Source organism: Actinomadura kijaniata NBRC 14229, from assembly GCF_001552175.1.
GTDB classification, from domain to species: Bacteria; Actinomycetota; Actinomycetes; order Streptosporangiales; family Streptosporangiaceae; genus Spirillospora; species Spirillospora kijaniata.
Map to the genome: position 1 here is coordinate 32,988 of NZ_BCQR01000033.1, position 26,256 is coordinate 59,243.

At 72.9% G+C, this 26,256-nt stretch carries 25 protein-coding genes and 1 pseudogene; 10 read left to right on the forward strand and 16 right to left on the reverse strand.

Going from position 1 to position 26,256, the window contains the following annotated elements; all coding sequences use genetic code 11:
* Positions 1 to 183: 183 nt before the first annotated feature.
* The gene (locus tag AKI01S_RS12125; protein ID WP_245681593.1) at positions 184 to 801 is read left to right on the forward strand and encodes a class I SAM-dependent methyltransferase; all 618 of its coding nucleotides are present in this window, start codon (positions 184 to 186) and stop codon (positions 799 to 801) included.
* A gap of 138 nt (positions 802 to 939) precedes the next feature.
* On the forward strand, positions 940 to 2,016 hold the full coding sequence (locus tag AKI01S_RS12130; protein WP_067815219.1) for an alpha/beta fold hydrolase: 1,077 nt from the start codon (positions 940 to 942) through the stop codon (positions 2,014 to 2,016).
* Here AKI01S_RS12130 and AKI01S_RS12135 read toward each other — a convergent pair.
* Positions 2,013 to 2,945 (reverse strand): SGNH/GDSL hydrolase family protein, encoded by a 933-nt coding sequence (locus AKI01S_RS12135; RefSeq protein ID WP_218009650.1) that lies wholly within the window; start codon positions 2,943 to 2,945, stop codon positions 2,013 to 2,015. The two genes, AKI01S_RS12130 and AKI01S_RS12135, sit on opposite strands and share 4 nt — an antisense overlap.
* Before the next feature lie 211 nt (positions 2,946 to 3,156).
* Here AKI01S_RS12135 and radA point away from each other — a divergent pair, with 211 nt between their 5' ends.
* Complete coding sequence (gene radA, locus AKI01S_RS12140) at positions 3,157 to 4,623, forward strand: DNA repair protein RadA (protein ID WP_067815221.1); 1,467 nt, start codon at positions 3,157 to 3,159, stop codon at positions 4,621 to 4,623.
* Positions 4,624 to 4,727: 104 nt separating this feature from the next.
* Entirely contained in the window at positions 4,728 to 5,810 is a 1,083-nt protein-coding gene (gene disA / locus AKI01S_RS12145) for a DNA integrity scanning diadenylate cyclase DisA (protein WP_067815223.1), read from the forward strand.
* Positions 5,811 to 5,854: 44 nt separating this feature from the next.
* On the opposite strand, the gene AKI01S_RS12150 is transcribed toward disA, so the two are convergent.
* On the reverse strand, positions 5,855 to 6,502 hold the full coding sequence (locus AKI01S_RS12150) for a hypothetical protein (RefSeq protein ID WP_067815224.1): 648 nt from the start codon (positions 6,500 to 6,502) through the stop codon (positions 5,855 to 5,857).
* A gap of 70 nt (positions 6,503 to 6,572) precedes the next feature.
* On the opposite strand from AKI01S_RS12150, the gene AKI01S_RS12155 reads away from it, so the two are divergent.
* The gene (locus AKI01S_RS12155) at positions 6,573 to 7,469 is read left to right on the forward strand and encodes an iron-sulfur binding domain-containing protein (RefSeq protein ID WP_245681590.1); all 897 of its coding nucleotides are present in this window, start codon (positions 6,573 to 6,575) and stop codon (positions 7,467 to 7,469) included.
* Between the two features lie 23 nt (positions 7,470 to 7,492).
* Here AKI01S_RS12155 and AKI01S_RS12160 read toward each other — a convergent pair whose 3' ends face one another.
* Positions 7,493 to 8,698, reverse strand: coding sequence for an MFS transporter (locus AKI01S_RS12160; protein ID WP_067815228.1), 1,206 nt, complete (start codon positions 8,696 to 8,698; stop codon positions 7,493 to 7,495).
* A 74-nt stretch (positions 8,699 to 8,772) separates the two neighbouring features.
* Between AKI01S_RS12160 and AKI01S_RS12165 the strand changes: the two genes are divergently transcribed.
* A complete protein-coding gene (locus tag AKI01S_RS12165; RefSeq protein ID WP_067815230.1) occupies positions 8,773 to 9,819 on the forward strand; it encodes an ROK family transcriptional regulator in 1,047 nt (348 codons plus the stop codon).
* On the opposite strand, the gene AKI01S_RS12170 is transcribed toward AKI01S_RS12165, so the two are convergent.
* On the reverse strand, positions 9,810 to 10,517 hold the full coding sequence (locus AKI01S_RS12170) for a B3/B4 domain-containing protein (RefSeq protein ID WP_067815233.1): 708 nt from the start codon (positions 10,515 to 10,517) through the stop codon (positions 9,810 to 9,812). The genes AKI01S_RS12165 and AKI01S_RS12170 overlap by 10 nt on opposite strands.
* 185 nt (positions 10,518 to 10,702) lie before the next feature.
* Between AKI01S_RS12170 and AKI01S_RS12175 the strand changes: the two genes are divergently transcribed.
* A complete protein-coding gene (locus tag AKI01S_RS12175) occupies positions 10,703 to 11,305 on the forward strand; it encodes a Uma2 family endonuclease (RefSeq protein ID WP_067815236.1) in 603 nt (200 codons plus the stop codon).
* A 50-nt stretch (positions 11,306 to 11,355) separates the two neighbouring features.
* Complete coding sequence (gene add, locus AKI01S_RS12180; RefSeq protein ID WP_067815238.1) at positions 11,356 to 12,327, forward strand: adenosine deaminase; 972 nt, start codon at positions 11,356 to 11,358, stop codon at positions 12,325 to 12,327.
* On the opposite strand, the gene AKI01S_RS12185 is transcribed toward add, so the two are convergent.
* Positions 12,324 to 12,998 carry an ArsR family transcriptional regulator gene (locus AKI01S_RS12185; protein WP_157419791.1) on the reverse strand — a complete coding sequence of 225 codons (675 nt, stop codon included), beginning with the start codon at positions 12,996 to 12,998 and terminating at the stop codon, positions 12,324 to 12,326. The genes add and AKI01S_RS12185 overlap by 4 nt on opposite strands.
* A gap of 74 nt (positions 12,999 to 13,072) precedes the next feature.
* Between AKI01S_RS12185 and AKI01S_RS12190 the strand changes: the two genes are divergently transcribed.
* Positions 13,073 to 13,429, forward strand: coding sequence for a hypothetical protein (locus tag AKI01S_RS12190; RefSeq protein ID WP_067815241.1), 357 nt, complete (start codon positions 13,073 to 13,075; stop codon positions 13,427 to 13,429).
* On the opposite strand, the gene AKI01S_RS12195 is transcribed toward AKI01S_RS12190, so the two are convergent.
* Positions 13,414 to 14,229 (reverse strand): N-acetylmuramoyl-L-alanine amidase, encoded by an 816-nt coding sequence (locus AKI01S_RS12195; protein ID WP_067815244.1) that lies wholly within the window; start codon positions 14,227 to 14,229, stop codon positions 13,414 to 13,416. The two genes, AKI01S_RS12190 and AKI01S_RS12195, sit on opposite strands and share 16 nt — an antisense overlap.
* Before the next feature lie 60 nt (positions 14,230 to 14,289).
* Complete coding sequence (locus AKI01S_RS12200) at positions 14,290 to 14,766, reverse strand: DUF2000 domain-containing protein (protein WP_067815247.1); 477 nt, start codon at positions 14,764 to 14,766, stop codon at positions 14,290 to 14,292.
* A gap of 120 nt (positions 14,767 to 14,886) precedes the next feature.
* On the opposite strand from AKI01S_RS12200, the gene AKI01S_RS12205 reads away from it, so the two are divergent.
* Positions 14,887 to 15,405, forward strand: coding sequence for an Lrp/AsnC family transcriptional regulator (locus AKI01S_RS12205; protein ID WP_067815339.1), 519 nt, complete (start codon positions 14,887 to 14,889; stop codon positions 15,403 to 15,405).
* Here the strand turns inward: AKI01S_RS12205 and AKI01S_RS12210 are convergent.
* The 9 genes and pseudogenes from AKI01S_RS12210 to AKI01S_RS12255 form a co-directional block, all read right to left on the reverse strand.
* Positions 15,362 to 16,729, reverse strand: a complete 1,368-nt coding sequence (locus AKI01S_RS12210; RefSeq protein ID WP_157419792.1) for an alkaline phosphatase family protein — start codon at positions 16,727 to 16,729, stop codon at positions 15,362 to 15,364. The genes AKI01S_RS12205 and AKI01S_RS12210 overlap by 44 nt on opposite strands.
* A complete protein-coding gene (gene eboE, locus AKI01S_RS12215) occupies positions 16,726 to 17,853 on the reverse strand; it encodes a metabolite traffic protein EboE (RefSeq protein ID WP_067815250.1) in 1,128 nt (375 codons plus the stop codon). The genes AKI01S_RS12210 and eboE overlap by 4 nt, the downstream gene beginning before the upstream one ends.
* Before the next feature lies 1 nt (position 17,854).
* Entirely contained in the window at positions 17,855 to 18,700 is an 846-nt protein-coding gene (locus AKI01S_RS12220) for a TatD family hydrolase (protein ID WP_067815253.1), read from the reverse strand.
* On the reverse strand, positions 18,701 to 19,318 hold the full coding sequence (locus AKI01S_RS12225; RefSeq protein WP_169813950.1) for an EboA domain-containing protein: 618 nt from the start codon (positions 19,316 to 19,318) through the stop codon (positions 18,701 to 18,703).
* Positions 19,308 to 20,168, reverse strand: a complete 861-nt coding sequence (locus AKI01S_RS12230) for a sugar phosphate isomerase/epimerase family protein (RefSeq protein ID WP_067815256.1) — start codon at positions 20,166 to 20,168, stop codon at positions 19,308 to 19,310. The genes AKI01S_RS12225 and AKI01S_RS12230 overlap by 11 nt, the downstream gene beginning before the upstream one ends.
* 767 nt (positions 20,169 to 20,935) lie before the next feature.
* Positions 20,936 to 21,481, reverse strand: a pseudogene (locus AKI01S_RS49100) (UbiA family prenyltransferase); the annotation flags it as partial.
* Positions 21,478 to 22,620 carry an inositol-3-phosphate synthase gene (locus AKI01S_RS12245; RefSeq protein WP_067815263.1) on the reverse strand — a complete coding sequence of 381 codons (1,143 nt, stop codon included), beginning with the start codon at positions 22,618 to 22,620 and terminating at the stop codon, positions 21,478 to 21,480. The pseudogene AKI01S_RS49100 and the gene AKI01S_RS12245, both read right to left, overlap by 4 nt.
* A 240-nt stretch (positions 22,621 to 22,860) precedes the next feature.
* On the reverse strand, positions 22,861 to 25,374 hold the full coding sequence (locus AKI01S_RS12250; protein ID WP_067815266.1) for an ATP-dependent Clp protease ATP-binding subunit: 2,514 nt from the start codon (positions 25,372 to 25,374) through the stop codon (positions 22,861 to 22,863).
* 352 nt (positions 25,375 to 25,726) lie between these two features.
* Positions 25,727 to 26,056, reverse strand: coding sequence for a histone-like nucleoid-structuring protein Lsr2 (locus tag AKI01S_RS12255; RefSeq protein WP_067815268.1), 330 nt, complete (start codon positions 26,054 to 26,056; stop codon positions 25,727 to 25,729).
* Between the last annotated feature and the right edge of the window lie 200 nt (positions 26,057 to 26,256).

Consider the following 26,256-nt stretch of genomic DNA (forward strand, 5'->3'; position numbering starts at 1 on the left):
GGCGCTACGCAACGGAAAGCCTATGCGCCCGCGACGGCGAAGAAACCCTCACCCCCGAGTGATCCTCATTTCTTGACGTGGGCGATGACTACTCTCTGTTCCGTGGTCGAGATCGCGCCCGGAGCCGTGCCCAGCCCCAACATCTGGAACTCCCCCCAGGTCTATGAGATCGAGAATCGCGCCGTGGACCCCGACGGCGTCCTCGAACCGGCGATGTGGGCGCTGCGCCCGTGGGACGGCGCGACGGTGCTGGATCTGGGGTGCGGCACCGGCTTCCACCTGCCGGCGTTCGCGCGGAAGGCCGCGCGTGTGGTGGGTGTGGAGCCGCACGCGGGGCTGGCTGCGGCCGCGCGGCGGCGGACCGCGGGGCTACCGAACGTCACCGTTCGTGTCGGCGCGGCGCAGGCGCTTCCGCTTCCGGACAGTTCGGTGGACGTCGTGCACGTGCGGTGGGCGTACTTCTTCGGGCCGGGCTGCGAGCCGGGGCTGGCCGAGCTGGACCGGGTGCTGCGGCGCGGCGGGGCGGCGTTCGTGATCGACAACGACGCCACGCGGTCGACGTTCGGACGGTGGTTCCGGCGCGGGCTGCCGTCGTACGACCCGGCGGCGGTAGAGCGGTTCTGGGCGCGGCAGGGGTTCCGGCGCGAACCGTTGACGATCAGGTGGGCGTTCGGGAGCCGGGCGGACTTCGCGGCCGTGCTGAGGATCGAGTTCCCCGAGGCGCTGGCCGAGGAGTTCCTGGCCGAGGAGCCGGGGCTGGAGATCGACTACGCGGTCAACCTGTGGTGGCGGTACTACTGACGGAAATGACTGGTGGGTCACATCCGTGGGGACCCACTGGCCACTACTGGACTCCCTATACAACAATTGTCCGACTCATGGCTTTTGCGCCGTGCCGGGCGGGGCCCGGCACGGCACCCGCGACAGGGGAGGTCGGACATGGGACGTGCCGCCAGGACGAGCCGCAACATCCTCGCCGTGACCGCGCTCGGCGCGGGCACCGGGGCCGCGCTGGGCGGGGCCGGGCTGCTCGCCCAGCGGCGCGCCGTGCGGCGGCTCCGGCTGCGGCCCGACCCCTACGCGGGCGAGCCGTTCGGCGCGCTGCGCGGGCGTCCGGTGGCGGTGCGCGCCGACGACGGCACCCGCCTGTACGCCGAGATCGACGACGCGGACCGCACCGACCTGGCGGTGGTGTTCTCGCACGGCTGGACCCTGACCCAGGACTCCTGGCACTTCCAGCGCCGGGCGCTGCGGGGGCTGGGCCGGCTGGTGTTCTGGGACCAGCGCGGGCACGGGCGCTCCGACGGCGGGGCGCGCGACGAGTACGGGCTGCCGCGCCTGGCGCACGACCTGAAGGCCGTGATCGACCAGACCGTGCCCGAGGACACGCCGGTGGTGCTGGTCGGGCACTCGATGGGCGGCATGACGACCATGCGGTTCGCCGACGAGTACCCCGAGCTGATCGGCCGCAAGGTGGTCGCGGTCGGGCTGCTGTGCACCTCCTCCGGCGGGCTCGGGCAGGCCACGCTGGGGCTCCCGGCGGCGCTGGCGCGGGTCACCCAGCGGGTGGTGCCGCGCGCGCTGCGGGCCGTCGGGGCGGGCGCGACGGCGATCGAACGGGTGCGCCACCTGGGCCGGACCGGGACGATGCTGTTCGAGGACCTGGTGGCGTTCGGGCCGGACGCCAGCCCGGCGGCGGTCGCGTTCGCCGAGCAGATGGCGGCCGAGACCCGGATGGACGCGCTGATCGACTTCTTCCACTCGATGATCACTCATGAGGTGATCAGCGACTGCGCCACGCTCGGCGAGGTGGACACGCTGGTCATCGGCGCGGAGAACGACATGCTCACCCCCGTCGCGCACAGCGCGAAGATCGCCGACTGCGTGCCGTCGGCCCGGCTGGAGGTCATCCCGGTGTCGGGGCACATGGCGATGCTGGAGCGGCCGAGCGTCGTCTCGGACCATCTCGGCGACCTGATCGAACGCGCCCGCAAGTCGCTGGAGGCCCCGGCCTAGACGTCGCGGGAGGCGTTCAGCGCCTTCACGACCCGGTCGGCGACCTCGCGCATCCCGGCGGCGTTCGGGTGGATGGGCGCGGCCGGCGAGGTGAGGACGATGCCCTCGACCCACTTGCGGTCGGAGGCGGCGCACATGTCGTGGCCGAGCCCGTTCTCGTAGGCGTCGACGAACGTGGCGCCGCTCGCCTTCGCCTGCTCGGCGAGCATGGCGTTCAGGCGGCGCTCGACGCCGTCCAGGAACGCCAGGTCGCCCTGCGCGATCGGCACCACCGGCCAGCAGCCGGGGCGCTCGGGCACCAGCCGCAGGTAGCCCACGACCAGCACCTTCGCCTGCGGGGCCCGGGTGCGGATCCCGTTCAGGACGGCGGCGACCTTCGGCGTGGTCTCCTTGATCCGCTGGTCGATCGTGGTGCCGTAGCGGGCGGTGCACGGCGCGCCGAGGGGGTTGGTCGCGCTCGCCAGGCCGCAGCCGATCGAGATCTCGCCGAAGCCGATGTCGTTGCCGCCGATCCCCACGGTGACCAGCGAGGTGTCGGCGGTGACGGCGCTGAGCTGGGGCGGGTTGACGCCGAGCGGGGTGCGCTGCGAGGCGGTCATGTCGGTCGTCTTCGCGCCGCTGCAACTGACGTCGGTCAGCCTGGCCTTGACGCGCTCAGCGACCAGGGACGGATAGTTGCGGTTGGAACGCATGCAGCCCGCCGGGGTGCCGTGCTGCTTCGGGATGAGCGGACCCGCGGTGAACGAGTCGCCGAGCGCCACATAGCGCTCCCCCTCCCAGCGCGCCGCCGTACCGCCCGCCGACACCGTGCCGCCCACCGACACCGCGCCGCCCGCGGCCGCCGCGCTGCCCGCGACCGCCGCGTTGCCCGCGACCGCCGAGGCCGCCAACGTCAACGACGCCGCCCCGAGCCCCAGAACCTTCTTCACCCGCATGACCATCGGTCCTCTCCGCCGGAGCCGCGCCGCGCACAGGGCCTTCCCTGAGCAGACAACCGGTACCGACGCTTGGTCAACATAGGTGTCCAAAGCTGGCCGTCACCACTCGAACACCAGAAGTAACGCAGGTTTTGCCTGGTCGCCACGGTTCCTCGGTTCCGGGCGGCGCGAACTGTCGGTGGCGCGGCCTACCCTTCCGGTCATGGCGAAGGCGAAGACGGCGCGGGCGGCCTACCGGTGCACCGAGTGCGGGTGGCAGACCTCCAAGTGGGTCGGCCGCTGCGGTGAGTGCCAGACCTGGGGCACGATCATCGAGGGGTCCAGCGCCACCCCCGCCCGGGTGGTGTCGGCCGGGCCGGTCAGCGCGCCCGCGCGCCCGATCGGCAAGGTCGACGTGCGGTCCGCCAAGACCCGCCCCACCGGCCTGGACGAGCTGGACCGGGTGCTGGGCGGCGGGATCGTGCCCGGGGCCGTGCTGCTGCTGGCGGGCGAGCCCGGCATCGGCAAGTCGACGCTGCTGCTGGAGGTCGCCGCCCTCGCCTCGACGCCCGAGGGCGCCCGGCCGGGGGAGACCGACGGCGCCGACGGCGCCGCCGGCACCGGAGAGCGGCGGCCCGTGCTGTACGTGACCGGTGAGGAGTCGGCCGAGCAGGTGCGGCTGCGGGCCGACCGGATCGGGGCGATCACGGACGACCTGTACCTGGCCGCCGAGACCGAGCTGTCGGCCGTCCTCGGCCATGTCGACGCCGTCGAGCCGAAGCTGATGGTCGTCGACTCCATCCAGACGATCGGGACCTCCGAGGTGGACGGCGCGCCCGGCGGCGTCACCCAGATCCGCGAGGTCGCCGCCAACCTCATCCGCGTCGCCAAGGAACGCGGCATCACCGTCGTGCTGGTCGGCCACGTCACCAAGGAGGGCGCGATCGCCGGTCCGCGCCTGCTGGAGCACCTGGTGGACGTCGTCCTGTACTTCGAGGGCGACCGGCACAGCCGGCTCCGCATGATCCGCGCGGTGAAGAACCGGTACGGCCCCACCGACGAGCTGGGCTGCTTCGACCTGTCGGAGGTCGGGATCGTCGGCGTGTCCGACCCCAGCGGGCTGTTCCTGACGCGGCGGGACGAGCCCGTTCCGGGGACCTGCATCACGGTGACGCTGGAGGGGCGCCGCCCGCTGGTCGCCGAGATCCAGGCGCTGGTCGCCAAGTCGTTCCTGCCGTCGCCGCGCCGGGCCTCGTCCGGACTGGACAACTCGCGGGTGGCGATGGTGCTGGCCGTGCTCGCCCAGCGCTGCAAGATCTCGATGCACGAGCAGGACGTGTACGTCTCCACCGTCGGCGGGGTGCGGCTGTCGGAGACGTCGGTGGACCTGGCGCTCGCGCTGGCCGTGGCGGGCTCGACGGTCGAGCAGTCGCTGTCGTCCAGCCTGATCGCGGTCGGCGAGGTCGGGCTGGCCGGCGAGGTGCGGGTCGTGCCGGGCGTCCAGCGCCGCCTGGCCGAGGCGACCCGGCTGGGCTTCAGGTACGCGGTCGTCCCGCGCGGCTCGCTCGAACTGGGCAGCGGCTCGCCGCTCAAGCGCGCCGACCCCCAGCTGATGAGCTACGAGGGCATGAAGGTGATGGAGGTGGACAGCCTGACCCAGGCGTTGCAGGTGGCCTTTACGGCCCCCTGACACGCCGTTCGCCACAGTGGTGCCGCCCGTTCGCGGCCGGTGCCCGGACCCGCGGGCGGGGCTCGTCGGTAAACTGACGCCGTCCAGCGACCTCCGGGGGCCAGGTGCCAGTACACAACAAGGGTCATGACGAACGACGCCGAGCCACGCTCGCCGCGGTGGCCCCCGGCACCCAGATCCGTGACGGTCTGGAACGCATTCTGCGGGGGCACACCGGAGCGCTGATCGTGCTGGGCTACGACCAGCAGGTCGAGGAGATCTGCTCGGGCGGGTTCGAGCTCGACGTGGAGTTCTCGGCCACCCGACTGCGCGAGTTGGCGAAGATGGACGGCGCGATCGTCCTCGACACCTCGCTCACCCGCATCGTGCGGGCCGCCGTCCACCTGGTGCCCGACTCCACCATCCCCACCGAGGAGTCCGGCACCCGCCACCGCACCGCCGAACGGGTGGCCCGCCAGACGCCCTACCCGGTGATCTCGGTGAGCCAGTCCATGCGGATCATCGCCCTCTACCTGGACGGCATCCGCTACGTCCTGGAGGACTCGGCGGCGATCCTGTCCAAGGCCAACCAGGCCCTCGCGACGCTCGAACGCTACAAGCTGCGCCTCGACGAGGTGTCGGGCACGCTGTCGGCGCTGGAGATCGAGGACCTGGTCACCGTCCGCGACGTGGCGGCCGTGGTGCAGCGCCTGGAGATGGTGCGGCGCATCGCCGACGAGATCGAGGGCTATGTCGTCGAGCTCGGCACCGACGGGCGTCTGCTGTCGCTCCAGCTCGACGAGCTGGTGTCGGGCGTGGACGTGGACCGCGAGCTGATCGTCCGCGACTACCCGTCCGCCGACCCGCGCACCGGCGTCGTGGAGAACGTCCTGACCGCGCTCGACGCCCTGTCGGCCAACGAGCTGCTGGACCTGTCCACGGTCGCCGAGGTGATGGGGTTCGCGGGGCCGGACGCCCTGGACCTGCCGGTCAGCCCGAAGGGGTTCCGCCTGCTGGCGAAGGTCCCGCGCCTGCCGGGCCTGGTCGTGGAGCGCCTGGTCGAGCACTTCGGCGGCCTGCAGAAGCTGCTGGCGGCCAGCATCGACGATCTCCAGGCGGTCGGCGGCGTCGGGGAGTCGCGGGCGCGCAGCGTTCGCGAGGGGCTGTCCCGCCTGGCCGAGTCCTCGATCCTGGAACGCTACGTCTGACGCGGGCGTCCCGCACGGGCGTCCCGGCACGGGCGCCCGGCGGGTCACCGCAGGGCGAAGACCTGCTTCTTCACCTTCAGGTCGCCGACCTTGACCTTCGCGATGTAGGTGCCGGGGCGGGCCTTGGGGCGCTCGCCGCGGCACCCGCCGGTGCCGCGCAGCCGGTCCCAGGTGATCATTCCCACATGGGGGATGCCGCGGCGCAGCATCCGGATCGCGCTCCCGTCGCCGCCCTCGCAGGCCGACCGTGTCCAGATCCGGTCGCTGCCCGAGGTGATCCGCATGTCCAGGGCGCGGGGGCCCACGTCGAACGTGCAGGCCCGGTCGCCGGTGTTGACGACCGTGTACCGGAACTGCGGCTTCTCGCCCCGGCCGTAGACCTCCCTGGTCATGGCCATGTCGATCACGACGTCGGCGGGTTCGCAGGCGTCGCCGTCCCGCTTCTCCGGCTCGGCGGTGACCTTGGCGGTCGCGGTCACCGTCACGGTCGGCATCGCCGTCGGCATCACGGGGGCGGGCGTCGCGGCGGCGGCCGCGTTCTGCACGGGCTGCCGCGTCTCGTCGCCGCCCGCGCTGCACGCCCAGACCACCAGCCCGATGGTGCCGAACAGCCCGCCGAACACCATGATGCGCCGTCGCCAGTACTGATCGAGCCCCGGCCTCTCGTGGTCACGTCCGGTGTCACCAGCCATACGGGCAGTATGCAGATCGCGCGGGGCCTTCCCGGAACGACCCGCCGCGCCTTGACCGTGGCATGCCACAATGACGATCCGTATGCCGAACCCGCAGCCCGAGACGATCACCGGTCCGATCCTGGACTGGTACGCCGAACACGCCCGCGACCTGCCCTGGCGCGCCCCCGACGCGACGCCCTGGGGCATCCTGGTCAGCGAGATCATGCTCCAGCAGACGCCCGTGGTGCGCGTCCTGCCGGTCTGGCACGAGTGGATGAGGCGCTGGCCGACGCCCGCCGCGCTGGCCGCCGAGCCGTCCGGGGAGGCGGTCCGGGCCTGGGGACGGCTCGGCTACCCGCGCCGGGCCCTGCGGCTGCACGGCGCGGCCCAGGCGATCGTCGAACGTCATGGCGGCGAGGTCCCCGACTCCCATGAGGACCTTCTGGCGCTGCCGGGCATCGGGGCCTACACGGCGGCGGCGGTGGCGAGCTTCGCGTTCCGGCAGCGGCACGCGGTGCTGGACACGAACGTCCGGCGCGTCCTGGCCCGGCTGGTGTCGGCGCAGGAGTACCCGCCGAAGGCGCCGACCAGGGCCGAGGTGAAGGTGGCCGAGTCCCTCCTCCCCCTGGATCCGCCGACCGCGGCGCGGTGGTCGGTGGCGGTGATGGAGCTGGGGGCGCTGGTCTGCACGGCGCGTTCGCCGCGCTGCGTGGACTGCCCGGTGCTGGACCGCTGCGAATGGCAGCTGGCGGGCCGCCCGGCCTACGACGGCCCTCCGCGCAGGGGCCAGACCTACACCGGAACGGACCGCCAGTGCCGGGGCCGCCTGCTGGCCGTGCTCCGCGAGGCCCACGGGCCGGTGGAGAAGGCGGCGCTCGACGTCGTGTGGTCCGACGCCGTGCAGCGGGAACGCGCCCTGGACGGCCTGATCGCCGATGGGCTGGTGGACCCGCTGGACGACGGGCGCTACGCGCTGCCGTCGTAGCCGCCCACCTCACCCCGCCCACCTCACCTCGCGCGCCGGGCGGGCGCCTCGGACGGGCTCGACGGCTCCGGCGCCGGAGACCGGGTGAGCGTGCCGGACGGGGCCGTGCGGGGGCGGAGGGCCCCGGCCCGGACGGTCATCAGGCCGACCACCGCGGTGATCACGACGAAGGCGGCGGGGTAGGAGACCGTGCCCGCCAGCCAGCCGGTGACGGCCGGGGCCGCCAGGCCGGAGAGGTAGGTGATCGTGGTCATGCTCGCGACGCCCTCGCCCGGGGACGCGCTCGCGTTGCCCGCCGCCGTGATGACCAGGGGGACGACCACCGCGACGCCCACGCCGATCAGCGCGAAGGCGGGGACGCTCAGCAGGGTCGTGCGGGACGTCACGACCACGATGCCGCCCGCGACGGCCAGGACGCCGCCGTACCGGACCGTGGCGACCGGGCCGAACCGGCGGACCAGGCGGTCGCCCGCCAGCCGCGCGGTCGCCATGCACAGCATGAAGAACGTGTAGCTGGCGGCGGCGGGGCCGGGGCCCGCGCCGGTGACCTCGATGAGGTAGACGGCGGTCCAGTTCGCCGACGCCCCCTCGGCGAACGTCGCGCAGAACCCGACCAGGCCGAGCGCCGCCACCGCCCGCGTCGGCAACGCGAAGCGCCGCGGCGCCGGGGCGTCCGGGGCGGTCGTGTCGGCGAGCAGGAACGGGCCGGCCGCCACTCCCACGAGCAGCAGCGTCACCGCCATCGCCCCCAGGTGGAGGCGGGCGTCGGTGCCGGTCTGGGCGGCGAGCGCGCCGATGCCGCCGCCCGCCAGGCTGCCCACGCACCACAGGCCGTGCAGGCCGGACATGACGGGGCGCTCCAGGGCGCGTTCGACCACGACGGCGTGGGCGTTCATCACCACGTCCAGCATCCCGATCAGCACGCCGTACAGCAGGAACAGCGGGACCAGCGCCAGGGGCGACGGGGCGAGGGCGGGCAGCGCGAAGACGGCGGCCCACAGGACCAGCATCAGGCGGGTGGCCGTGCGGGTGCCGAGCCGGTGGGCCACGCGCCCGGCCAGGGGCATGCCGACGAACGCCCCGATCGTCGGGCACAGCAGGACGAGGCCGAGCAGCGTGGGGCCCAGGTCGAAGCGGTCCTGGAACCAGGGGATGCGGGTGGCCACGCTCCCCGCCCCGGCCCCGTGGAGAACGAACACGGCGGAGATGGCGACGCGATGCTTGTTCATAGGCCCGCTAAATTAACAGGAAGGCTCCCTGATGAAAAGATTCATCAGGGACCCTGCCTGATTAATATGGTCCCGTGAAGCCCGCCACCCCGACCCTGGCCCGCGCGATCAACGACCGTCGCGCCCTCGACCTGCTGCTGGAGCACGGCCCGCTGACCGCGCCGCAGTTGCGCACCCTCACCGGCCTGTCCCGGCCGACGGTCTCCGACCTGATCGAACGGCTGAGCGCGGACGGCCTGATCGAGGTGGCCGGGGAGACGGGCGCCGAACGCCGCGGCCCCAACGCCCGCGTCTACGACCTCGTCCCCGGCCGGGCCCACGTGGCGGGCGTGGACATCCGCCGCCACGCCGTGCACGCCACCGTGGCGGACATCACGGGCCGGACGGTCGCCACCGCCACCCGTCCCCTGCCCGACTCCGGCGGGCCCGGCGGCGCCCCCTCCGTCGATCTGGTCGGGGTGATCGCCGACGCGGTGGCCGAGGCCGCGGGCGGGCGCGAACCGCACACCGTCGTGGTCGCGGTGCCCGGCGTCGTCGATCCGCGCACCCAGGAGGCCCTCGCCGCCGGCGTTCCCGGGTGGCGGGCGGACCTGGTGCGGGCCCTCGAAGCGCGGCTCGGCACCCGGGTCGTCGGGGACAACGAGGTCAACCTCTCCGCCATCGCGGAGCATCGGACCGGGTCCGCGGTGGGGTGCGACGACTTCGCCCTGCTGTGGCTGGACGACGGCATCGGCGCGGCGCTCGTGCTGGGCGGGCGGCTGCGGCGGGGCGCCTCGGGGGGCGCCGGTGAGGTCGGGCTGCTCGAACTCGGCGGCGGCGCGACGTTCTGCGACATGCTGGAGGCCGACCGGATCGTCGGGCTGGACGCCGGGGTCGTGGCCGACCTCATCACCGAGGCCGCGTTCGCGCTGGTCGCCGTGGTCGACCCCGGACTCGTCGTGCTCGGCGGCGCGACCGGCCGCGACGGCGGGGACGAGCTCGCCGACCTGGTGGCCGCGCGCCTCAACGCCCGTTCCCCCGCCCCCGCGCAGGTCCGCGCGAGCACCGTCGAGGGCAACACCGTCCTGCGGGGCGCGGTCCTGACCGGGCTGGACCTCGCCCGCGACGCCATCTACGGCTGAGCCGGGGCGAACTCCAGGCGCGGGTCCGCGGCGCTGAGCAGCGCCGTCACCGGGGTCCCCGGCCACACCTCGGCCAGCTCGGCGGCCACCGTCCCCAGCAGGGCCGGGACGTCCCCGGCCGCCGTCTCGTGCAGCGCCTCCGCCACGATCAGCACCTCGCCGGTGGTGCCGCGCACGGCGGACCGGCCGCTCTGCCGGTTGGTCCAGCGGCGGGCGTGGGCCCGGCCCGCCTCGTCTGCGAAGACCACCTCGCCGGGGGCCGGGTGCTCGATCTCGCCGCCGAACGTCAGGTACTCCTCGTCCCCGCGCGCCGGGCGCACCTCCAGGCCCCCGGCCACCTCGGCGACGTCGATCGCCGCGACGGGGATCGCGTACGCCAGGGAGATCGCGTTGCACAGGTCGATCAACGGGTGGATGCGCGGCAGCTCCCGTTCCCGCTTGAAGCGGCGCAGCAGCGCCTCGGACGCGCACCGGTACTGGGTCGGCTTGAGCCCCATCTTCGCGAACGTGCGCCGCCACGCCCGGATCTCCGGGAACTCGCTCTCCGGCCCCGCCGCCAGCCGTTCCTCCGCGACGGCGTAGAACTTCGCGACACGGGCCTCCACGTCGGCGCCCGCGCCGATCCCCGTGGTGAACGCCGCACCGGCCACCAGCTCCGGATACTCCGCCCAGATCTCCGGCGCGTGCTGAAAGTACATGCCACTCCCCGTCAACGGAACGAACCTCCCGCCCCACTCTGCCGCCGCATTGGCCCGGAGCACAGGTCCAATCACGGTCAGCCCGGGAAGGCCATTGCCCGCCGAGAAACCCTCGGACCTCCAAGGACCCTCCTGCGGAGGACCGCGCATCATAAAGTGACAGGGGGACGACTCAGGGAGCACTCATGACCGCAGAGCCTCTGCCCGAATGGCCTGATCCGCTGCCGGACTGGTTCCGGCCACCGCCGGAGGGCTGGACGGCGGACCATCTGGACGAGCTTCCGCCGGGGGCTCCGCGGATGGAACTCATCGATGGAGCCCTTATCGTGATGTCCCCCCAGACCGACTTCCACAGCGAAGTCATGCGCCGGTTGGCCAACGCGCTGGACGACGCCGCACCGGATTCGCTGCGCGTCCAGATCGCGATGACGGTGAAACTGGACCCACGTCAGCGTCCCGAGCCTGACATCGTCGTCGTCCAGCCTCAGCCGAACCCTGCTGGGAAGAGGCGCACCTACTACCTCCCCGACGAGGTGGTGCTGGTCGTGGAGATCGTTTCGGAGGAGTCGGCCGAGCGCGACCGTGAGACCAAGCCGCTCAAGTACGCCAAGGCCGGGATCAAGCACTTCTGGCGGGTCGAGGACGAGGACGGCAGGCCGGTGGTCCACGTGTTCGAGCTGGAGGAGGCCACCGGTTCCTATGTGGCGACGGGCATCTACCGCGACCGTGTCCCCGTGGAGGTGCCGTTCGCCATGGACATCGACGTGAAGCGGTTGGTCCGTCTGTAGCGGGACAAAATGGGTGGTCCGCGTGGCGCGGGATTGCCTACGGTTGGGCGGTGCGTGATCTGAGTGAGCTGCCCAAAGTCCATCTTCACGTCCACTTGGAGAGCACCGTCCGTTGGGAGACGCTGCGGGAGATCGGAGCGGCCAACGGGGTCGCCGTTCCCGAGCCGTCGGAGTCCCTTGGCGGGTTCGCCGGGTTCTTCCAGCAGAACGAGCTGGTGCGTTCCGTTCTGACGACGCCCGACGACTTCCGGCGCATCGCCTACGAGTTCTGCGAGGACGAGGCCGCCCAGGGCACCCGGTACGCGGAGGTGTCTTTCACCGCCGCCGCCCACGGGGAACGGCTCGGCGACCTCGGCATGCCCCTCGCGGCGGTCGTCGAGGGGTTGCGGCGGGGCGGGGAGGACTTCGGCGTCGAGTGCCGGCTGCTGCTGGACCACTCGCGGCGGCGGTCGGTGGAGCGGGCCTGGCGCACCCTCGACCTGGCGCGCGAGCACGGGGACGAGGTCGTCGCGGTCGGGCTGGCCGGGGACGAGGCGTTCCCCGGGGACCCGTTCGTGGAGGTGTTCGCGGCGGCCCGGGACGCGGGGCTGCACATCGTCCACCACGCCGGGGAGGCGGAGGGGCCCGCCAGCATCCGGCAGGCGCTCGACGGCGGGCGCACCGAGCGCCTCGGGCACGGCATCCGCGTCCTCGACGACCCCGACCTGGTCGCCGAGGTCCGCGAACGCCGCATCCCGCTGGAGGTGTGCCCGTCGTCCAACGTCGCGCTCGGGTTCGCCCCGAGCCTGGCCGACCATCCGCTGCCCCGGCTGCGCGAGGCGGGCCTGCTGGTGACGGTCAACACCGACATCCCGCAGATGACCGGCGCGCCGCTGGCCGCCGAGTACGCGCGGGTGCGCGACGCGTTCGGCTACGACGACGCGGTGCTGGCGGAGCTGGCGCGCAACGGCGTGGAGGCGTCGTTCGCGCCGCCGGGCACCAAGGAGCGCCTGCGCGCCGAGATCGACGCCTGGCTGGGCTAGCGCACCCGCACCAGGGAGCCCGCCCGGATCTGCCGCAGGAACGGGTCGGTGTCGTCCCGCCACTCGCCCGCCGTCCGGACCACCGGGTGGACGGGCAGGCCGAGCCGCGCGGCGGACTCCTGGGCGGCGTCGAACGCGGCCCGGGGGTCCACCGCGCCGACCACCAGCACCTCCACGTCGCCGGGCGGCTCCCCGGCGACGCCGGAGTAGCGTTCCGCCCAGGCGCCGAACAGGTGGATCTCGGCCGCTCCGGGCAGGGCGCCGAACTCCTCGGCCACCACGGCCTTCGGCCCGAACGTGTGCATCACCAGCTGCGCGAGCGGCTCGTGCAGCGGGGTGGCGGTGTTGCGGGAGGCGAGGCGTCCGGCGGCGGTACGGCGCAGGGTGAGCAGGTCGGCGCGGGCGAGGCGGTCCACCTCGCGGACGACCGAGCCGAGGTCGGTGCGGAGCATGACCGCCAGGTCGAGCATGGTGTGCTCGCGGTCGGGGCCGAGCAGCAGCCGGGCCAGCAGCTCGCCCTGGAGTCGGGAACGGAAGATCGGCAGTTGCGGGGGCGCGTCCGCCCGCAGGTCGCGCATGAAGAGCTGCGCCAGCTGGGAGTCCAGGGGGCGACGGGAGGAATGTCCGCCGCGCCGGAAATCCGCGGCCGAGCCCAGCACGTTCGATCTCATGTTCGAAACAGTAGGCGGCGGGTCCGACAGAATTCGCTGGCCGGACGCGCCGCGGTGCTCCTACCGTCGGGGGCATGAAGCGCCTGACCCCGCAGGAGAAGAAACGCCTCAGTTACCAGAAGGACCGCCGCAACCGGTACGGCGAGAACGACAAGTCCTCCCGCAAGAACATCCCGCGCAACCGCGCCCTCAAGCACCGCGCCGCACGGCATCGCGTCGCCCAGGAGCTCACCGTCATGCGCGGCGGCCTCGACGAGGACCGTCTCGAACGCCGCCTGAACCGCCGCCCCGCCGTCCTTTGGCGCAAGTACCGCGACGCCCCGCTCGGCGAGGCCGTGGAGTGGCGGCTCGACCGGCGGGTCGAACGTTCCAACGCCGCGCCCGGGCAGGCCGAGGCGCGCATCCGCCGCCTCCGTCAGCGGCGCAGGTAGGTGTTCAGCCCGGCGGCGAGCGCGTCGGCGGCGCGCTGGCGCCAGGCGGCGCTGCGCATCTTCGCCGCGTCCGTCCTGTTGCGCATGTTGCCGCACTCGATGAAGACCTTCGGGACCTTCGACATGTTCAGCCCGCCGAGGTCCTTGCGCACGTCGATGCCGTTACGGCCGATGTAGTCGGCGTAGGGCTGACCCGTTCCCTTACGGAAGGCGTGGCGGACGTCGTAGGCGAGCCGCTGCGACGGCTTCACGATCGGGCCGGTGTAGCCCTTCACGTAGCCCGGTGTGATGACGTGGAATCCGCGGCGGCCGCTGGGCGCGCCGTCGGCGTGGACGGAGAGGGCGACGTCGGCGCGCAGCCGGTTGGCGATGGCGGCGCGTTCGTCGATGCACGGGCCGACGCCCTTGTTGTTCGGGCGGGTCAGCACGACCTTGGCGCCCTTGGCGCGCAGCGCCCTCGCCAGGCGGGTCGCCACGTCGAACGTGTACGCGGCCTCGGTGTAGCCGGAGCCGGTGGACGTTCCGGTGGTGTCGCACGCCTTGCGGAACGGCCCGGCCTTCACCTTCCGGTTGATGATCTTCGGGTGCCGGTGGTTGAGCCCGTTGTGCCCCGGATCGATGACGATCACCTTTCCGGCCAGCGATCCGGCCAGGGCGGCGACGGGGGTGGCGGCGGGCGCGCCCCGCGCCGCGGAACGGGCCGGGGCGTCCTCCCCGGCCACCACGGCCCCCGCCGTCACCGCGGCCGTCGCCGACGACACCACCACCGCTGCGGCGCACAGGCCGCGTCGAGCCACCATGGCACCGCACGCTACCGGTGAACCGGCGCGCCGTTGAACGCCCCGCCCGCTTCCGGCCAGTCACCGCAGCAGCGGGAAGCGGCCGGTGAGCCGGTCCACGGCGGCGCGGGGCCCGGCGATGCCGAGGGCCAGGTAGTTCAGGTCGGCTCCGTCGGTGCGGGCGAGTTCGGCCAGGTAGTCGGCGTAGACGCGGACGCGCTGGGCGACGTCGGCCATGTCGGTCACCACCAGTTCGGGTTCGGCGCGGGCGTCCTCGCGGAGCGCGCCCAGCACGGGCCCGGTGGCCGCCAGGACGGTGCAGCCGAGCCAGGGCAGCCCGGGGTGGTCGTCGCCGGAGGCGTCGGCGCCGCCCGCTCCGACCAGGCCGGGGACGCCGCGTCCCATCGCGGCCCCCAGGCAGGCGGCGGCGTTGACCTGGAGCCCGGCGGGCAGGTTCCGGTCGACCAGGATCACCCATTTGACCGGGGACCGCTTGGTGGGCAGCTCCGGGGTCGGGTCCAGGGACCGAGCCCAGTCGGGCAGGGTGGCGACGCTCATGGCACACCTCTCAGGAAAGCTCCGAATCTTCTCCAAGAGAGTGGCGATGCCGCCGTTCTAGAATCAATTGAGAAAGCTGGATTCCGAAGATAATTCGGCGGCATGGCCGGGGAGGGCTCCGTGGACGAACTTGATTCGGCGATCGTGCGGGCGTTGCAGGAGGACGGCAGGCAGACCAACCGGGACCTGGCCGAACGCCTCGGCATCGCCCCCTCCACCTGCCTGGAACGCGTCCGCGCGCTGCGCGACCGGGGCGTCATCACCGGCTTCCACGCCGAGGTGGACCTGGCCGCGCTGGGACGCCCGGTGCAGGCGCTGATCAACGTGCGGCTGCACCCCAAGACCCGGGAGGCGGTGAACGCGTTCCGCGACCACGTCACCGCGCTGCCGGAGACGATCGCGGTGTTCGTGGTGTCGGGCGGGGACGACTTCATCGTGCAGGTCGCCGTGCGCGACCCCGGCGACCTGCGCGACTTCGTGCTGGACCACGTGGCGCGGCACCGGCACATCGCCGACGTGCGGACCTCCCTGGTCTACGACCACATCCGCAAGACCGCCGTGGAGGTGCCGCCCGACCGGGCCGGGGGCGGGCGGGTCACGCCGCGTCCAGCCCGGCGAGGGAGAGCAGCAGGGACTTGACGTCGGTGGCGGCGTAGGCGTCGCGGTCGAGGGGGCGCGAGCACAGCAGCACGGGCCCGTCCGCCGGGTCGGCGGGGAGTCGCCCGTGGCTGCCCCGCACCGGGGACGGGTCCAGCGGGACGACGTCCATCGTGTACCGGAGGCCCAGCTCCTTGCGGGCCAGCGCCCTGGCCGCCCGCAGTCTCACGAACCGGTCGCCGGGGTCGAGGAACAGTTCCGCCGGGTCGTATCCGGGCTTGCGGTGGATGTCCACCAGCCGCGCGAAGTCCGGGGCCCGCGCGTCGTCGAGCCAGTAGTAGTACGTGAACCACGCGTCCGGCTCCGCCACCGCGACCAGCTCGCCCGAGCGTTCGTGGTCGAGCCCGTGCGCGGCCTTGCCGCCGGCGTCCAGCACCTCGGCGACGCCCGGCAGCCCCGCCAGCAGGTCCCGCGCCTTCGCCAGGTCGGCGGGGTCGCGCACGTACACGTGGGCGATCTGGTGGTCGGCCACGGCGAACGCCCGCGACGTCCACGGGTCCAGGTACTCCATCCCCGCCTGCCGGTACACCTCCAGCAGCCCGGCCCGCCGCAGCGCCCGGTTGACGTCCACGGGCCGCGACACCGGCGTGATCCCGTACTCCGACAGCGCCACGACGGTCGCGCCGAGCCCCGGCGCGTCGTCCAGCAGCGGCCGCAACGTGTCGTCCACCGCCCGCGCCGCCGCGACCGCCTCCGGCCCGTCCGGGCCGAAACGTTGCAGGTCGTAGTCCAAATGCGGGATGTAGACGAGGGTCAGGTCGGGCCGTTCGCGGAACAGCAGCCGCCGGGACGCCTCCACGATCCACCGGCTGGACGCGATGCCCGCCTTCGGCCCCCAGTACGAGAACAGCGGGAAGCGTCCCAGCTCCCGGGTCAGCTCCACGCGCAGCTCGGGCGGATTTGTGTAGCAGTCGGGGGACTTGCGGCCGTCGGCGTGGTAGATCGGGCGCGGGGTGACGTTCCAGTCCACGTCGGCGCCCATGGCGTACCACCAGCAGACGTTGGCGACGGTGTAGCCGGGGTGGGCGCGGCGCGCGTCGTCCCACAGCTTGGCGCCGCCGACCAGGCGGTTGTGCTGCCGCCACAGCAGCACCTCGCCGAGGTCGCGGAAGTACCAGCCGTTGCCGACGACGCCGTGGTCGCGCGGCGGCGCGCCGGTCAGGAACGTGGACTGCGCCGAGCACGTGACGGCGGGCAGGACGGTGCCGAGCGTCGCGCGGGACCGCAGGGCCCCGGCCAGGTTCGGCATGTGGTCCAGCAGGCGCGGGGTCAGGCCGACGACGTCGATGACGACCAGGCGGTTCACGCGTGCTCCCGCTTCAGTCCGAGGGCGGTGAGGCGGTCGGCGGTCCAGGCGAGCTCGGCGGCGATGCCGTCGGCGAGGGCGTCCGGGCCGTCCGGCGGGTCGGGCAGGACCTCCCAGGTGTAGGTCTCGACCTCGACGTGCGGGGTGAGGGCGCGTTCCCCGCCGAACAGCGCCGCGAGGGTGTCCTCCAGGACGTGCCGGGTGGACCGCAGCGGGGGCTCGGGGGCGGCGTGCAGCGGGACGTGGAAGTGGACCCGCCAGGGCTCGTCGGCGGGCAGGCGGTCCAGCGCGGCGTCCAGGTCGTCGGCCGCCGCTCCCCCGCCCGCGCGCGTCTGGTGCAGGAAGCGCGGCTCGGCGAACGCGCGCAGGGCCTCGCGGTCCGCGCCCCCGTCCAGCTCCAGCGCGCACGACGCCTGGAGCTTCACGATCGGCGAACCGGCCGCCACCAGCCGTTCCACCGCCTCGGCGGGGTCCTCGAACGCGACCGCCAGATGGCAGGCGTCCAGGCAGACCCCCTGGCCCGCCAGGTGCCGCACGGCCTGCCCGGTCGTCTCCACCACGCAGCCCGGCTCCGGCTCGAACCCCACCCGGATCGTCTTCCCGGTGGCCCCGGCCAGGCCCGCCAGCTCCCGGTTGAGGCGGTCACGGCGCCGGTCGGCCATCGCGACCTGCTGCGGCGTCCAGGGCGCCCGCCAGGCCAGCGGGAGGGTGGAGACGCTGCCGCCGTCCACGTCCTCGGGCAGCAGCAACGTCAGGACGCGTGCCAGGTCGAGCGTGTAGCGGACCCGTTCGGGCGTCGTCCAGTCCGGGTGGTAGACGCCGTGCTTCACCACCGCGTCCTGGAAGCCCTCGTAGGGGAAGCCGTTCAGGGTGACGACCTCCAGGCCGTTGTGGTCCAGCGCCTTGCGCAGACGCACCAGCTCGGCCCGGTCGGTGACGAGCGTGTCGGCGACGCGTCGCGCCAGCCAGAGGCCCACTCCCAGGCGGGGGACGCCCAGGCGTTCGCGCACCGGCCGCGCGTAACGCGAAAGCTGCGCGATGACGCCGTCGAGGTCTTCGGCCGGGTGGACGTTGGTGCAGTAGGCGAGGTGGACGAGGGACCCGTCGGGGTGCCGGAACCGCATCTCACCCGCCCCGCCTGACGGTGTTACCGGCGTACTCGGCGTCCGGTTCCCCCTCCGACAGCTCCAGCCGCCCGCTCTGCGCGTAGAACCCGACGGGGTTGCGCCACAGCACCCTGTCCACGTCGTCCTCGCCGAACCCGGCCTCCAGCATGGCCACCCCCACCTTCGCGGTCTTGAGCGGGTCACTGCGTCCCCAGTCGGCGGCGGAATTCACCACCATCCGGTCGGTACCGTACTTCTGGAGCAACGCCACCATCCGGCGCTCGTCCATCTTCGTGTCGGGATAGACCGAGAAACCGAGCCAGCAGCCCGATTCCAGGACCATTTCCACCGTCAGCTCGTTCAGGTGGTCGATGAGGACGTGTTCCGGGGGCAGGCCCGATTCCTTCACCACGTCCAGGCTGCGGCGCGTTCCGGCGACCTTGTCGCGGTGCGGGGTGTGGACGAGCGCGGGCAGGCCGAATTCCTTGGCCGCCTCCAGTTGCGCCCGGAAGGCCTCGTCCTCGTCAGGGGTCATGGAGTCGTAGCCCACCTCCCCTACGGCGACGACGCCGTCCTTGGCGAGATAACGGGGAAGCAGGTCCAGCACCCCGCGGCAGCGCGGATCGTTGGCCTCCTTGGGATTCAGCGCGATCGTGCAGTGGTGCCGTATACCGAACTGCGACGCCCGGTACGGCTCCCATCCCAGCAGCGAGTCGAAATAGTCGGCGAACGTGTCCGGTGAGGTGCGCGGCTGCCCCAGCCAGAAAGCGGGCTCCACCACGGCCCGGACGCCCGCGTCGCGCATGCGCTCGTAATCGTCGGTGGTGCGTGAGGTCATGTGGATGTGCGGGTCGAAGATGCGCATCTAGAACTCCCGTTCTCCGGCCAGGCGGAGGATCCGTTCGACGTCGGGCGGGACGTCGCGCCCGGCGGCGCGGCGTTCGCGGGCGTGGTCGGCGGCCATGCGGGCGAGCTCGCCGTCGGCGCGGTCGGCCAGGCCCGCGACCGACGTCACGGGAACGCCGACGAACACGCACTTCAGAACGGCCTGCCGGTAGGCGTCGTCGTCGAGCCGGGCCGCCGCGTAGGGTCCGGCGGCGGCCTCGATGAGGCGGGTGTCGTTGGTGCGCAGCGCGTCCCGCACGATCGGCAGCCCGGCCTCCCCGAGGGCGCGGTGGTGGTCGAGCGGGTCGAGGCCGCGCAGCACGGCGAGGCGTTCGGCGGTGTCGCCGTGGCGGTACAGGTCGAACGCCGCCCGCCCCAGCTCCTCGCCGCGCAGCGGCAGCGCGAGCAGCAGCCGGATCCGCGCCGCCTCCGCCACGGGGCGGCCGGTGGGCAGCGTTCCCCGCCCGCAGGCCCGCCGCGCCGCCGGGAACAGCCGCGCGACGGCGTCCGGGTCGGCGGCGCAGCGCGCCTCCGCGTCGGCCAGCCAGGCCCGGCCCGCCGCGTCGAGGGCCTCGTCCAGGATCCGGTCAGACGGCACGGGCGCTCTCCTTCCGGGCGCGGCGCAGGAACGCCAGGGAACGCTCGGCGACGGCGGGCGCGGCGTGGCCGTGCCGGGGCAGCTCGACCCCGACCAGCCCGCGGTAGCCGACCTCCGCCAGCGCGGCCAGCACGGGCGGGAAGTCGATCTCGCCCTCGCCGAACTCCAGATGCTCGTGCACGCCCCGGCGCATGTCCTCGATCTGGACGTTCACCAGGTGCGGCCCGGCGCGCCGCACGCAGTCGGGCACCGGCTCGGGCTCCAGGCAGCGGCAGTGCCCGACGTCCAGGGTCATCCCGAGGGCGGCCGGCCCGCCCAGCAGCGCCCGCAGGCGTTCGAACCCGGCGATGTCCCGCACGAACATCCCCGGCTCCGGCTCGAACCCCAGCGGCGTGCCGTACCGCTCGGCCTCCGCCAGCACCGGCTCGATCCCCTTGGCGAGGCGGTCCCAGGCGGCCTGCTCCGGCAGCCCCTCCGGCGCGGTCCCGCTCCAGAACGACACCGCCTCGGCGCCCAGGTCGGAGGCGACGCGCACCGCCCGGGCCAGCAGGTCGACCCGCCGCGCGGCCTCCTCGGGCGGGTCGAGCAGCGTCGGCCGGTGCTTGCGGCGCGGGTCCAGCACGTACCGTCCGCCGGTCTCGACCACGGCCCGCAGCCCCAACGCGTCCAGCCGCGCCGCCACCCGCCGCGTCCGCCGGGCCAGATCGGGCGCGTACGGGTCGAGATGCCCCGCGTCCAGGGTCAGTGCCACCCCGTCGTATCCGAGGTCCGCCAGCACGGCCAGGGCGTCGTCCAGACGGTGGTGGGCGAACCCGTTGGTCCCGTAGGCGAACCTCAGCCCGCCGCTCACGTCGGCGACACCTTCCGCGCCAGCGCCCGCGCCAGCGGATGGACGGCCGCCAGCGCCGCCGCCGGTCCGGGCCGTCGCCGCGCGACCAGCGCGGCCTGGAGCGGCACCAGCCCGAGGATCCCCGCCCCGACGGCGGCCCGCACCCGCCCGGCCCGGGGATCCCGGACCACGTGGATCTGGGCCCCACCGACGAGCACCGCATACCTCGCCGCGAGCCCCACGGCCAGCACCGCACGCGCGTTCCGCCCCCGGCCCCCGTCCAGAGCCGCACCGTCCCGCAGGCCCGCACCACCACGCCACACCGCACCACCACGCCACACCGCACCACCACGGAGACCCGCACCACCACGGAGAGCCACACCACCACGGAGACCCGCACCATCGTGTGGAGCCACATCACCGCGCCACGCCGCACCGTCGCGTGGAGCCACATCACCGCGTAGAGCCGCACCACCGCGTAGAGCCGCACCACCGCGTAGAGCCGCACCACCGCGTGGAGCCGCACCACCGCGTGGAGCCGCACCATCGGGTGGAGTCTCGCGGCTTGTCAGGGCCGTGCCGAAGTGGGGAGCGACGGCCGTCAGCAGGTCCAGCCCATGGGTGAGGGCAGTGGTGACACGCCGTCCGGCCCCGTTCGGAGCCGTGTCAACGTGAGGAGCGCCGGTCGTCGGCAAGGCCGCCCCGCCTCTGAGGGTGGTCGCGGTGTGATGTCTGGGACTGGTCGGGTTTGTGTCGTTGGGTGGGACTGTTCTGCGATGGAGGGCGCTGAGCGTCGCGAGGGCCGTCGCGGTGGCCGTGGTCACCAGGGCCGCCGCCGCGTCGGGGCGGCGGCCGCCGTGGACCTCGCCCCGGCTGAGGAGGGTGATCCCCAGCGTGTGGACGGCGACGGCCGCCACCGCCTCGGGGCGGGCGCCGCCCATGAGGACGTCCAGGCCGCGCGCCGTCGCCATCGCCGCCGGGCCCAGCGGGGTGTTCTTCAGCTTCAGGTCGTAGGCCCAGACGACGGCGGCCAGCGGGACGGCGACCCGCGCGCGGCCGTGGAGCGTGGCCAGCGCCACCCCGGCGCCGGTGAGGCCCGTGGCGACGCCCAGGGCCTGCCAGGGGCGCACCCGGCCCGACGGGATCGGGCGCTCGGGACGCTCCGCGGCGTCCAGGTCCCGGTCGGCGTAGTCGTTGAGCGCCATCCCCGCCCAGTACAGGCACACCGACGCCAGGGGCAGGACCGGGCCGCGCGTCCCTCCGGCGAGGGTGTCGCCGAGCACCGTCAACGCGGCCGGGGCCCGCACCAGCTCGGCGAGGTCGCGCCCGTTCACCGGGCCTCCCCCAGGCCGGCGGCCCAGCGCCTCAGCGTCTCGTACTGGAGCACCAGGCGGTGCTCACCGGAGCCGACCGGATCCTTGAAGAAGAAGCCCAGCTCGGGCAGGGGGCCCGCGCCGCCCGTCTCGTGGGACCGCGCCACCAGCCGCGCCAGGTCCAGCACGAGGGGGGCCGCCAGCGCCGAGTCGCACCCCTGCCACGTGAACTGGAGCGTCATCCCCACCCCGAGGAACCCCTCGAACCGCACGTGGTCCCAGGCGGTCTTCCACTCGCCCATCGCCGGGACGTGGTCGATGTGGGTCTCCCCCTCGACCGGCCGCCCGAGGATCTCCCGCAGGGCCCGGTCCTTGGAGGCGGTCTTGCTCGCCCGCGCCGCCGGGTCGGCGAGGGTGGCCCCGTCACCGCCGCCCAGCAGGTTGGTCCCCGACCAGGCCCGCACGTCCAGGGCCCGCGCCGCGAACATCGGGGCCAGCGCCGTCTTCACCAGCGTCTCGCCGGTCTTGGCGTCGCTTCCGGCGTAGGGCACCCCGCGCTCGCGGGCGAACCGTTCCAACGCGGGCAGCCGGATGCCGGGCGAGGGCGTGAAGTCGACGTATCCGCAGCCCGCGGTGATGGCCGCGTACGCGTAGAGCGAGCTGGGCGGCAGCGGCGTCCCCGTCCGCATCGCGTTCCGCAACGCCGCGAGGTCGTCGTGTTCGGCGCGCGGCTCGCGGGGAGACTCGGTGGAGGCGACGTTGACGACCACGACGCGGTCCAGCCCGTGCCGTTCGCGGAACGCCGTGACGTCCGCGGCGAGCCGCGCCGCCTCGGTCGCCTGCCCGCCCCTCGACTCCGTGCCGGGGCGGATCTCGGCGTCCGCCGCGGCCAGCTCGTCCCGGACGGCCTCCACCAGCCGCGCGGGGATCACCCCGGCCTGCGCCAGCGCCTCCGCGCGCTTCGGCAGCGGCGTCTCCACCACGTCGTGGCCGCCGAAGACCAGCGCCGACCACGGCGCCAGCCCCGCCCCCGCGAAGTCCGGCGTCTCCGTCACGCACCCCACCGGCGGGACCAGGCCCGCCCGGAGCGCCGCGGCCCCCGCCACGGCCGTCGTCGCCACCGAACCGCGCGCGCCGACCAGCCAGATCCCGACCCCCACCGGCCACCCCCGTGGACTCAGGCCACGGCCGTCCGGCCGCGGTCCATGGTTCGCCGGGCGCGCGACGGCCCCACCAGGAACGGCCGGGCCGTCGCACACCGCCTGTTTCCGGTGTAACTCGGAACGGTCGAACGCGGACCCGGCAAGACCGTTAGCGGCCATCCGCGGGCGGTCCCGGGTGGGAGGACGGCGAGAAGGCCCGCACCGGACGGTGCGGGCCTTCTCGGTGGCCTCGGGCGGTCAGTCCTTGTTGAAGTTGACCGCGCCCTCGATCGGCGGCGGGGTGTCGGGGACGGTGGACGGCTTCGGCACACCCTTGAAGGTGAACTTGGCCGTCTCGCCGGAGCCCTCGACGCCGACGATGACGATCTGGCCGGCCTTGAGCTCGTTGTACAGGATCTTCTCGGACAGGGCGTCCTCGATCTCCCGCTGGATCGTGCGACGCAGCGGGCGGGCGCCGAGGACCGGGTCGTAGCCGCGCTCGGCCAGCAGGTCCTTGGCCTCCTGCTTGAGTTCGAGGCCCATGTCGCGGTCCTTCAGCCGCTCGTCCACCTTGGCGATCATCAGATCCACGATCTGGATGATCTCCTTCGGGGTGAGCTGGTGGAAGACGACCGTGTCGTCGACGCGGTTGAGGAACTCGGGACGGAAGTGCTGCTTGAGCTCCTCCGACACCTTGGCCTTCATCCGCTCGTAGGAGCCCTGGTCGTCGTTCGAGCGGGCGAAGCCCATCGAGACGCCCTTGGAGATGTCCCGGGTGCCGAGGTTGGTCGTCATGATGATGACGGTGTTCTTGAAGTCGACGACCCGGCCCTGGGCGTCGGTCAGGCGACCGTCCTCCAGGATCTGGAGCAGCGAGTTGAAGATGTCCGGGTGGGCCTTCTCGATCTCGTCGAACAGGACGACCGAGAACGGCTTGCGGCGCACCTTCTCGGTGAGCTGGCCGCCCTCCTCGTACCCGACGTAGCCGGGCGGGGAGCCGAACAGCCGCGAGACGGTGTGCTTCTCCATGAACTCGGACATGTCGAGCTGGATCAGCGCGTCCTCGTCGCCGAACAGGAACTCGGCGAGCGTCTTGGACAGCTCGGTCTTACCGACGCCGGACGGGCCGGCGAAGATGAACGAGCCGCCGGGACGCTTGGGGTCCTTCAGGCCGGCGCGGGTGCGGCGGATCGACTGGGACAGCGCCTTGATGGCGTCCTCCTGGCCGATGACCCGCTTGTGCAGCTCGTCCTCCATGCGGAGCAGCCGGGCCGACTCCTCCTCGGTGAGCTTGAAGACCGGGATGCCGGTGGCGGTGGCCAGGACCTCGGCGATGAGCTCCTCGGTCACCTCGGCGACGACGTCCATGTCGCCGGCCTTCCACTCCTTCTCCCGCTGCGCCTTCTGCGCCAGCAGCTGCTTCTCGGAGTCGCGCAGCGCGGCGGCCTTCTCGAAGTCCTGCGCGTCGATCGCGGACTCCTTCTCGCGCCGCACGTTGGCGATCTTCTCGTCGTACTCGCGCAGGTCCGGCGGCGCGGTCATCCGGCGGATGCGCATCCGCGAACCGGCCTCGTCGATCAGGTCGATGGCCTTGTCGGGCAGGAACCGGTCGCTGATGTAGCGGTCGGCGAGCTGCGCGGCGGCGACCAGCGCGCCGTCGGTGATCGACACGCGGTGGTGCGCCTCGTAGCGGTCGCGCAGGCCCTTGAGGATCTCGATGGTGTGCGACAGCGACGGCTCGGCGACCTGGATCGGCTGGAAGCGGCGCTCCAGGGCGGCGTCCTTCTCCAGGTACTTGCGGTACTCGTCGAGCGTGGTCGCGCCGATGGTCTGCAGCTCGCCGCGGGCCAGCATCGGCTTGAGGATCGACGCGGCGTCGATCGCGCCCTCGGCGGCGCCCGCGCCGACCAGGGTGTGCAGCTCGTCGATGAACAGGATGATGTCGCCGCGGGTGCGGATCTCCTTGAGGACCTTCTTCAGCCGCTCCTCGAAGTCACCGCGGTAGCGGGACCCGGCGACCAGCGCGCCGAGGTCGAGGGTGTACAGCTGCTTGTCCTTCAGGGTCTCGGGCACCTCGCCCTTGACGATCTTCTGGGAGAGCCCCTCGACGACGGCGGTCTTGCCGACGCCGGGCTCGCCGATCAGGACCGGGTTGTTCTTGGTGCGCCGCGACAGCACCTGCATGACCCGCTCGATCTCCTTGTCCCGGCCGATCACCGGGTCGAGCTTGCCCTCGCGGGCGGCCTGGGTCAGGTTGCGGCCGAACTGGTCCAGCACCAGGGAGGTGGACGGCGCCGACTCCGACGGACCGCCGGACGCGGCCGGCTCCTTGCCCTGGTAGCCGTGCAGCAACTGGATGACCTGCTGGCGCACCCGGTTCAGGTCGGCGCCCAGCTTCACCAGGACCTGGGCGGCCACGCCCTCGCCCTCGCGGATCAGGCCGAGCAGGATGTGCTCGGTGCCGATGTAGTTGTGGCCCAGCTGCAGCGCCTCGCGCAGGGACAGCTCAAGGACCTTCTTGGCGCGCGGAGTGAACGGGATGTGGCCCGACGGCGCCTGCTGGCCCTGGCCGATGATCTCCTCGACCTGCTGGCGCACCGCCTCAAGGCTGATCCCCAGGCTCTCCAGGGCCTTCGCAGCGACACCCTCACCCTCGTGGATCAGACCCAGGAGGATGTGCTCGGTGCCGATGTAGTTGTGGTTGAGCATCCTGGCCTCTTCCTGAGCCAGGACGACAACCCGCCGCGCGCGGTCGGTGAACCTCTCGAACATCTCGTCGCTCCTCACAGAGCGGTTGGGCAGAGTCCGGAACGTCCGGACCTGTCCTTCCGCATGCTAGCCCGCCCCGAGGAGGCCGCCCGGTGCACTCCCACCAGGAGACGTTCCCCAGCTAAGCGCTGTTCAGTCTCATCCAACTACCGCATCGGTGCGTCATGTTCCCGCTACGCCGCAAGCGAACGGGGCTTTTTCGCAGGTGGCCCACGGAGCACCGTGCGGATTGCCGAATGGCCCCTGTACTGCCCGTCCGCACAGATCCCATGCCCGGCGCGACCGACAAATCGCTACGCCACAAGCGAACGGCCCGCCCCACATCGGAGACGGGCCGCATGACCGGACCGGCGTGTCAGTTGGCGGCCTCGTACTGCTCGATCACGTTCTGCGGGATTCGGCCACGCTCATTGACCTTGATGCCCCGGGCCTTGGCCCAGGCGCGGATCTCGGCACTGCGCTCGCGGTTGGAACCGGTACGGGCCGCACCGCGACGACCACGGCGGGCGGTACCCGCCTTGCGCGACTTCTCCACGAACGGCTGCAGAGAATCCCGCAGCTTCTTCGCGTTGGCGCCACTGAGGTCGATCTCGTAGGAGGCGCCGTCGATCGAGAACGATACGGTCTCGTCCGCCTCGCCACCGTCGAGGTCGTCGACGAGAAGCACCTGAACCTTCTGTGCCATGGGGACAGACCTTTCAGCCGGAGCAAACTGCATTCGGTTGACAAAGATATACCGCGCTACCGAGCGATGACAATTCAACACTCACGATGAACTTCCCTTCCCCCCTGGTAACTCATCGTAATCACCGGTGCGGACGAATCTTCGAAGGGGTGCCCGGGGCACGGAGGCGGCGGGCCGTATGAATTGTCCGCCCATGCGGG

What these genes read in the sequence shown, in the direction of transcription:
- AKI01S_RS12130 (WP_067815219.1), top strand. Translation starts at nt 940, where the DNA reads ATGGGACGTGCCGCCAGGACGAGCCGCAACATCCTCGCCGTGACCGCG.
- radA (WP_067815221.1), top strand. Translation starts at nt 3,157, where the DNA reads ATGGCGAAGGCGAAGACGGCGCGGGCGGCCTACCGGTGCACCGAGTGC.
- AKI01S_RS12150 (WP_067815224.1), bottom strand. Translation starts at nt 6,502, where the DNA reads ATGGCTGGTGACACCGGACGTGACCACGAGAGGCCGGGGCTCGATCAG.
- AKI01S_RS12155 (WP_245681590.1), top strand. Translation starts at nt 6,573, where the DNA reads ATGACGATCCGTATGCCGAACCCGCAGCCCGAGACGATCACCGGTCCG.
- AKI01S_RS12160 (WP_067815228.1), bottom strand. Translation starts at nt 8,698, where the DNA reads ATGAACAAGCATCGCGTCGCCATCTCCGCCGTGTTCGTTCTCCACGGG.
- AKI01S_RS12170 (WP_067815233.1), bottom strand. Translation starts at nt 10,517, where the DNA reads ATGTACTTTCAGCACGCGCCGGAGATCTGGGCGGAGTATCCGGAGCTG.
- AKI01S_RS12175 (WP_067815236.1), top strand. Translation starts at nt 10,703, where the DNA reads ATGACCGCAGAGCCTCTGCCCGAATGGCCTGATCCGCTGCCGGACTGG.
- AKI01S_RS12185 (WP_157419791.1), bottom strand. Translation starts at nt 12,998, where the DNA reads ATGAGATCGAACGTGCTGGGCTCGGCCGCGGATTTCCGGCGCGGCGGA.
- AKI01S_RS12190 (WP_067815241.1), top strand. Translation starts at nt 13,073, where the DNA reads ATGAAGCGCCTGACCCCGCAGGAGAAGAAACGCCTCAGTTACCAGAAG.
- AKI01S_RS12195 (WP_067815244.1), bottom strand. Translation starts at nt 14,229, where the DNA reads ATGGTGGCTCGACGCGGCCTGTGCGCCGCAGCGGTGGTGGTGTCGTCG.
- AKI01S_RS12200 (WP_067815247.1), bottom strand. Translation starts at nt 14,766, where the DNA reads ATGAGCGTCGCCACCCTGCCCGACTGGGCTCGGTCCCTGGACCCGACC.
- eboE (WP_067815250.1), bottom strand. Translation starts at nt 17,853, where the DNA reads ATGCGGTTCCGGCACCCCGACGGGTCCCTCGTCCACCTCGCCTACTGC.
- AKI01S_RS12220 (WP_067815253.1), bottom strand. Translation starts at nt 18,700, where the DNA reads ATGCGCATCTTCGACCCGCACATCCACATGACCTCACGCACCACCGAC.
- AKI01S_RS12250 (WP_067815266.1), bottom strand. Translation starts at nt 25,374, where the DNA reads ATGTTCGAGAGGTTCACCGACCGCGCGCGGCGGGTTGTCGTCCTGGCT.
- AKI01S_RS12255 (WP_067815268.1), bottom strand. Translation starts at nt 26,056, where the DNA reads ATGGCACAGAAGGTTCAGGTGCTTCTCGTCGACGACCTCGACGGTGGC.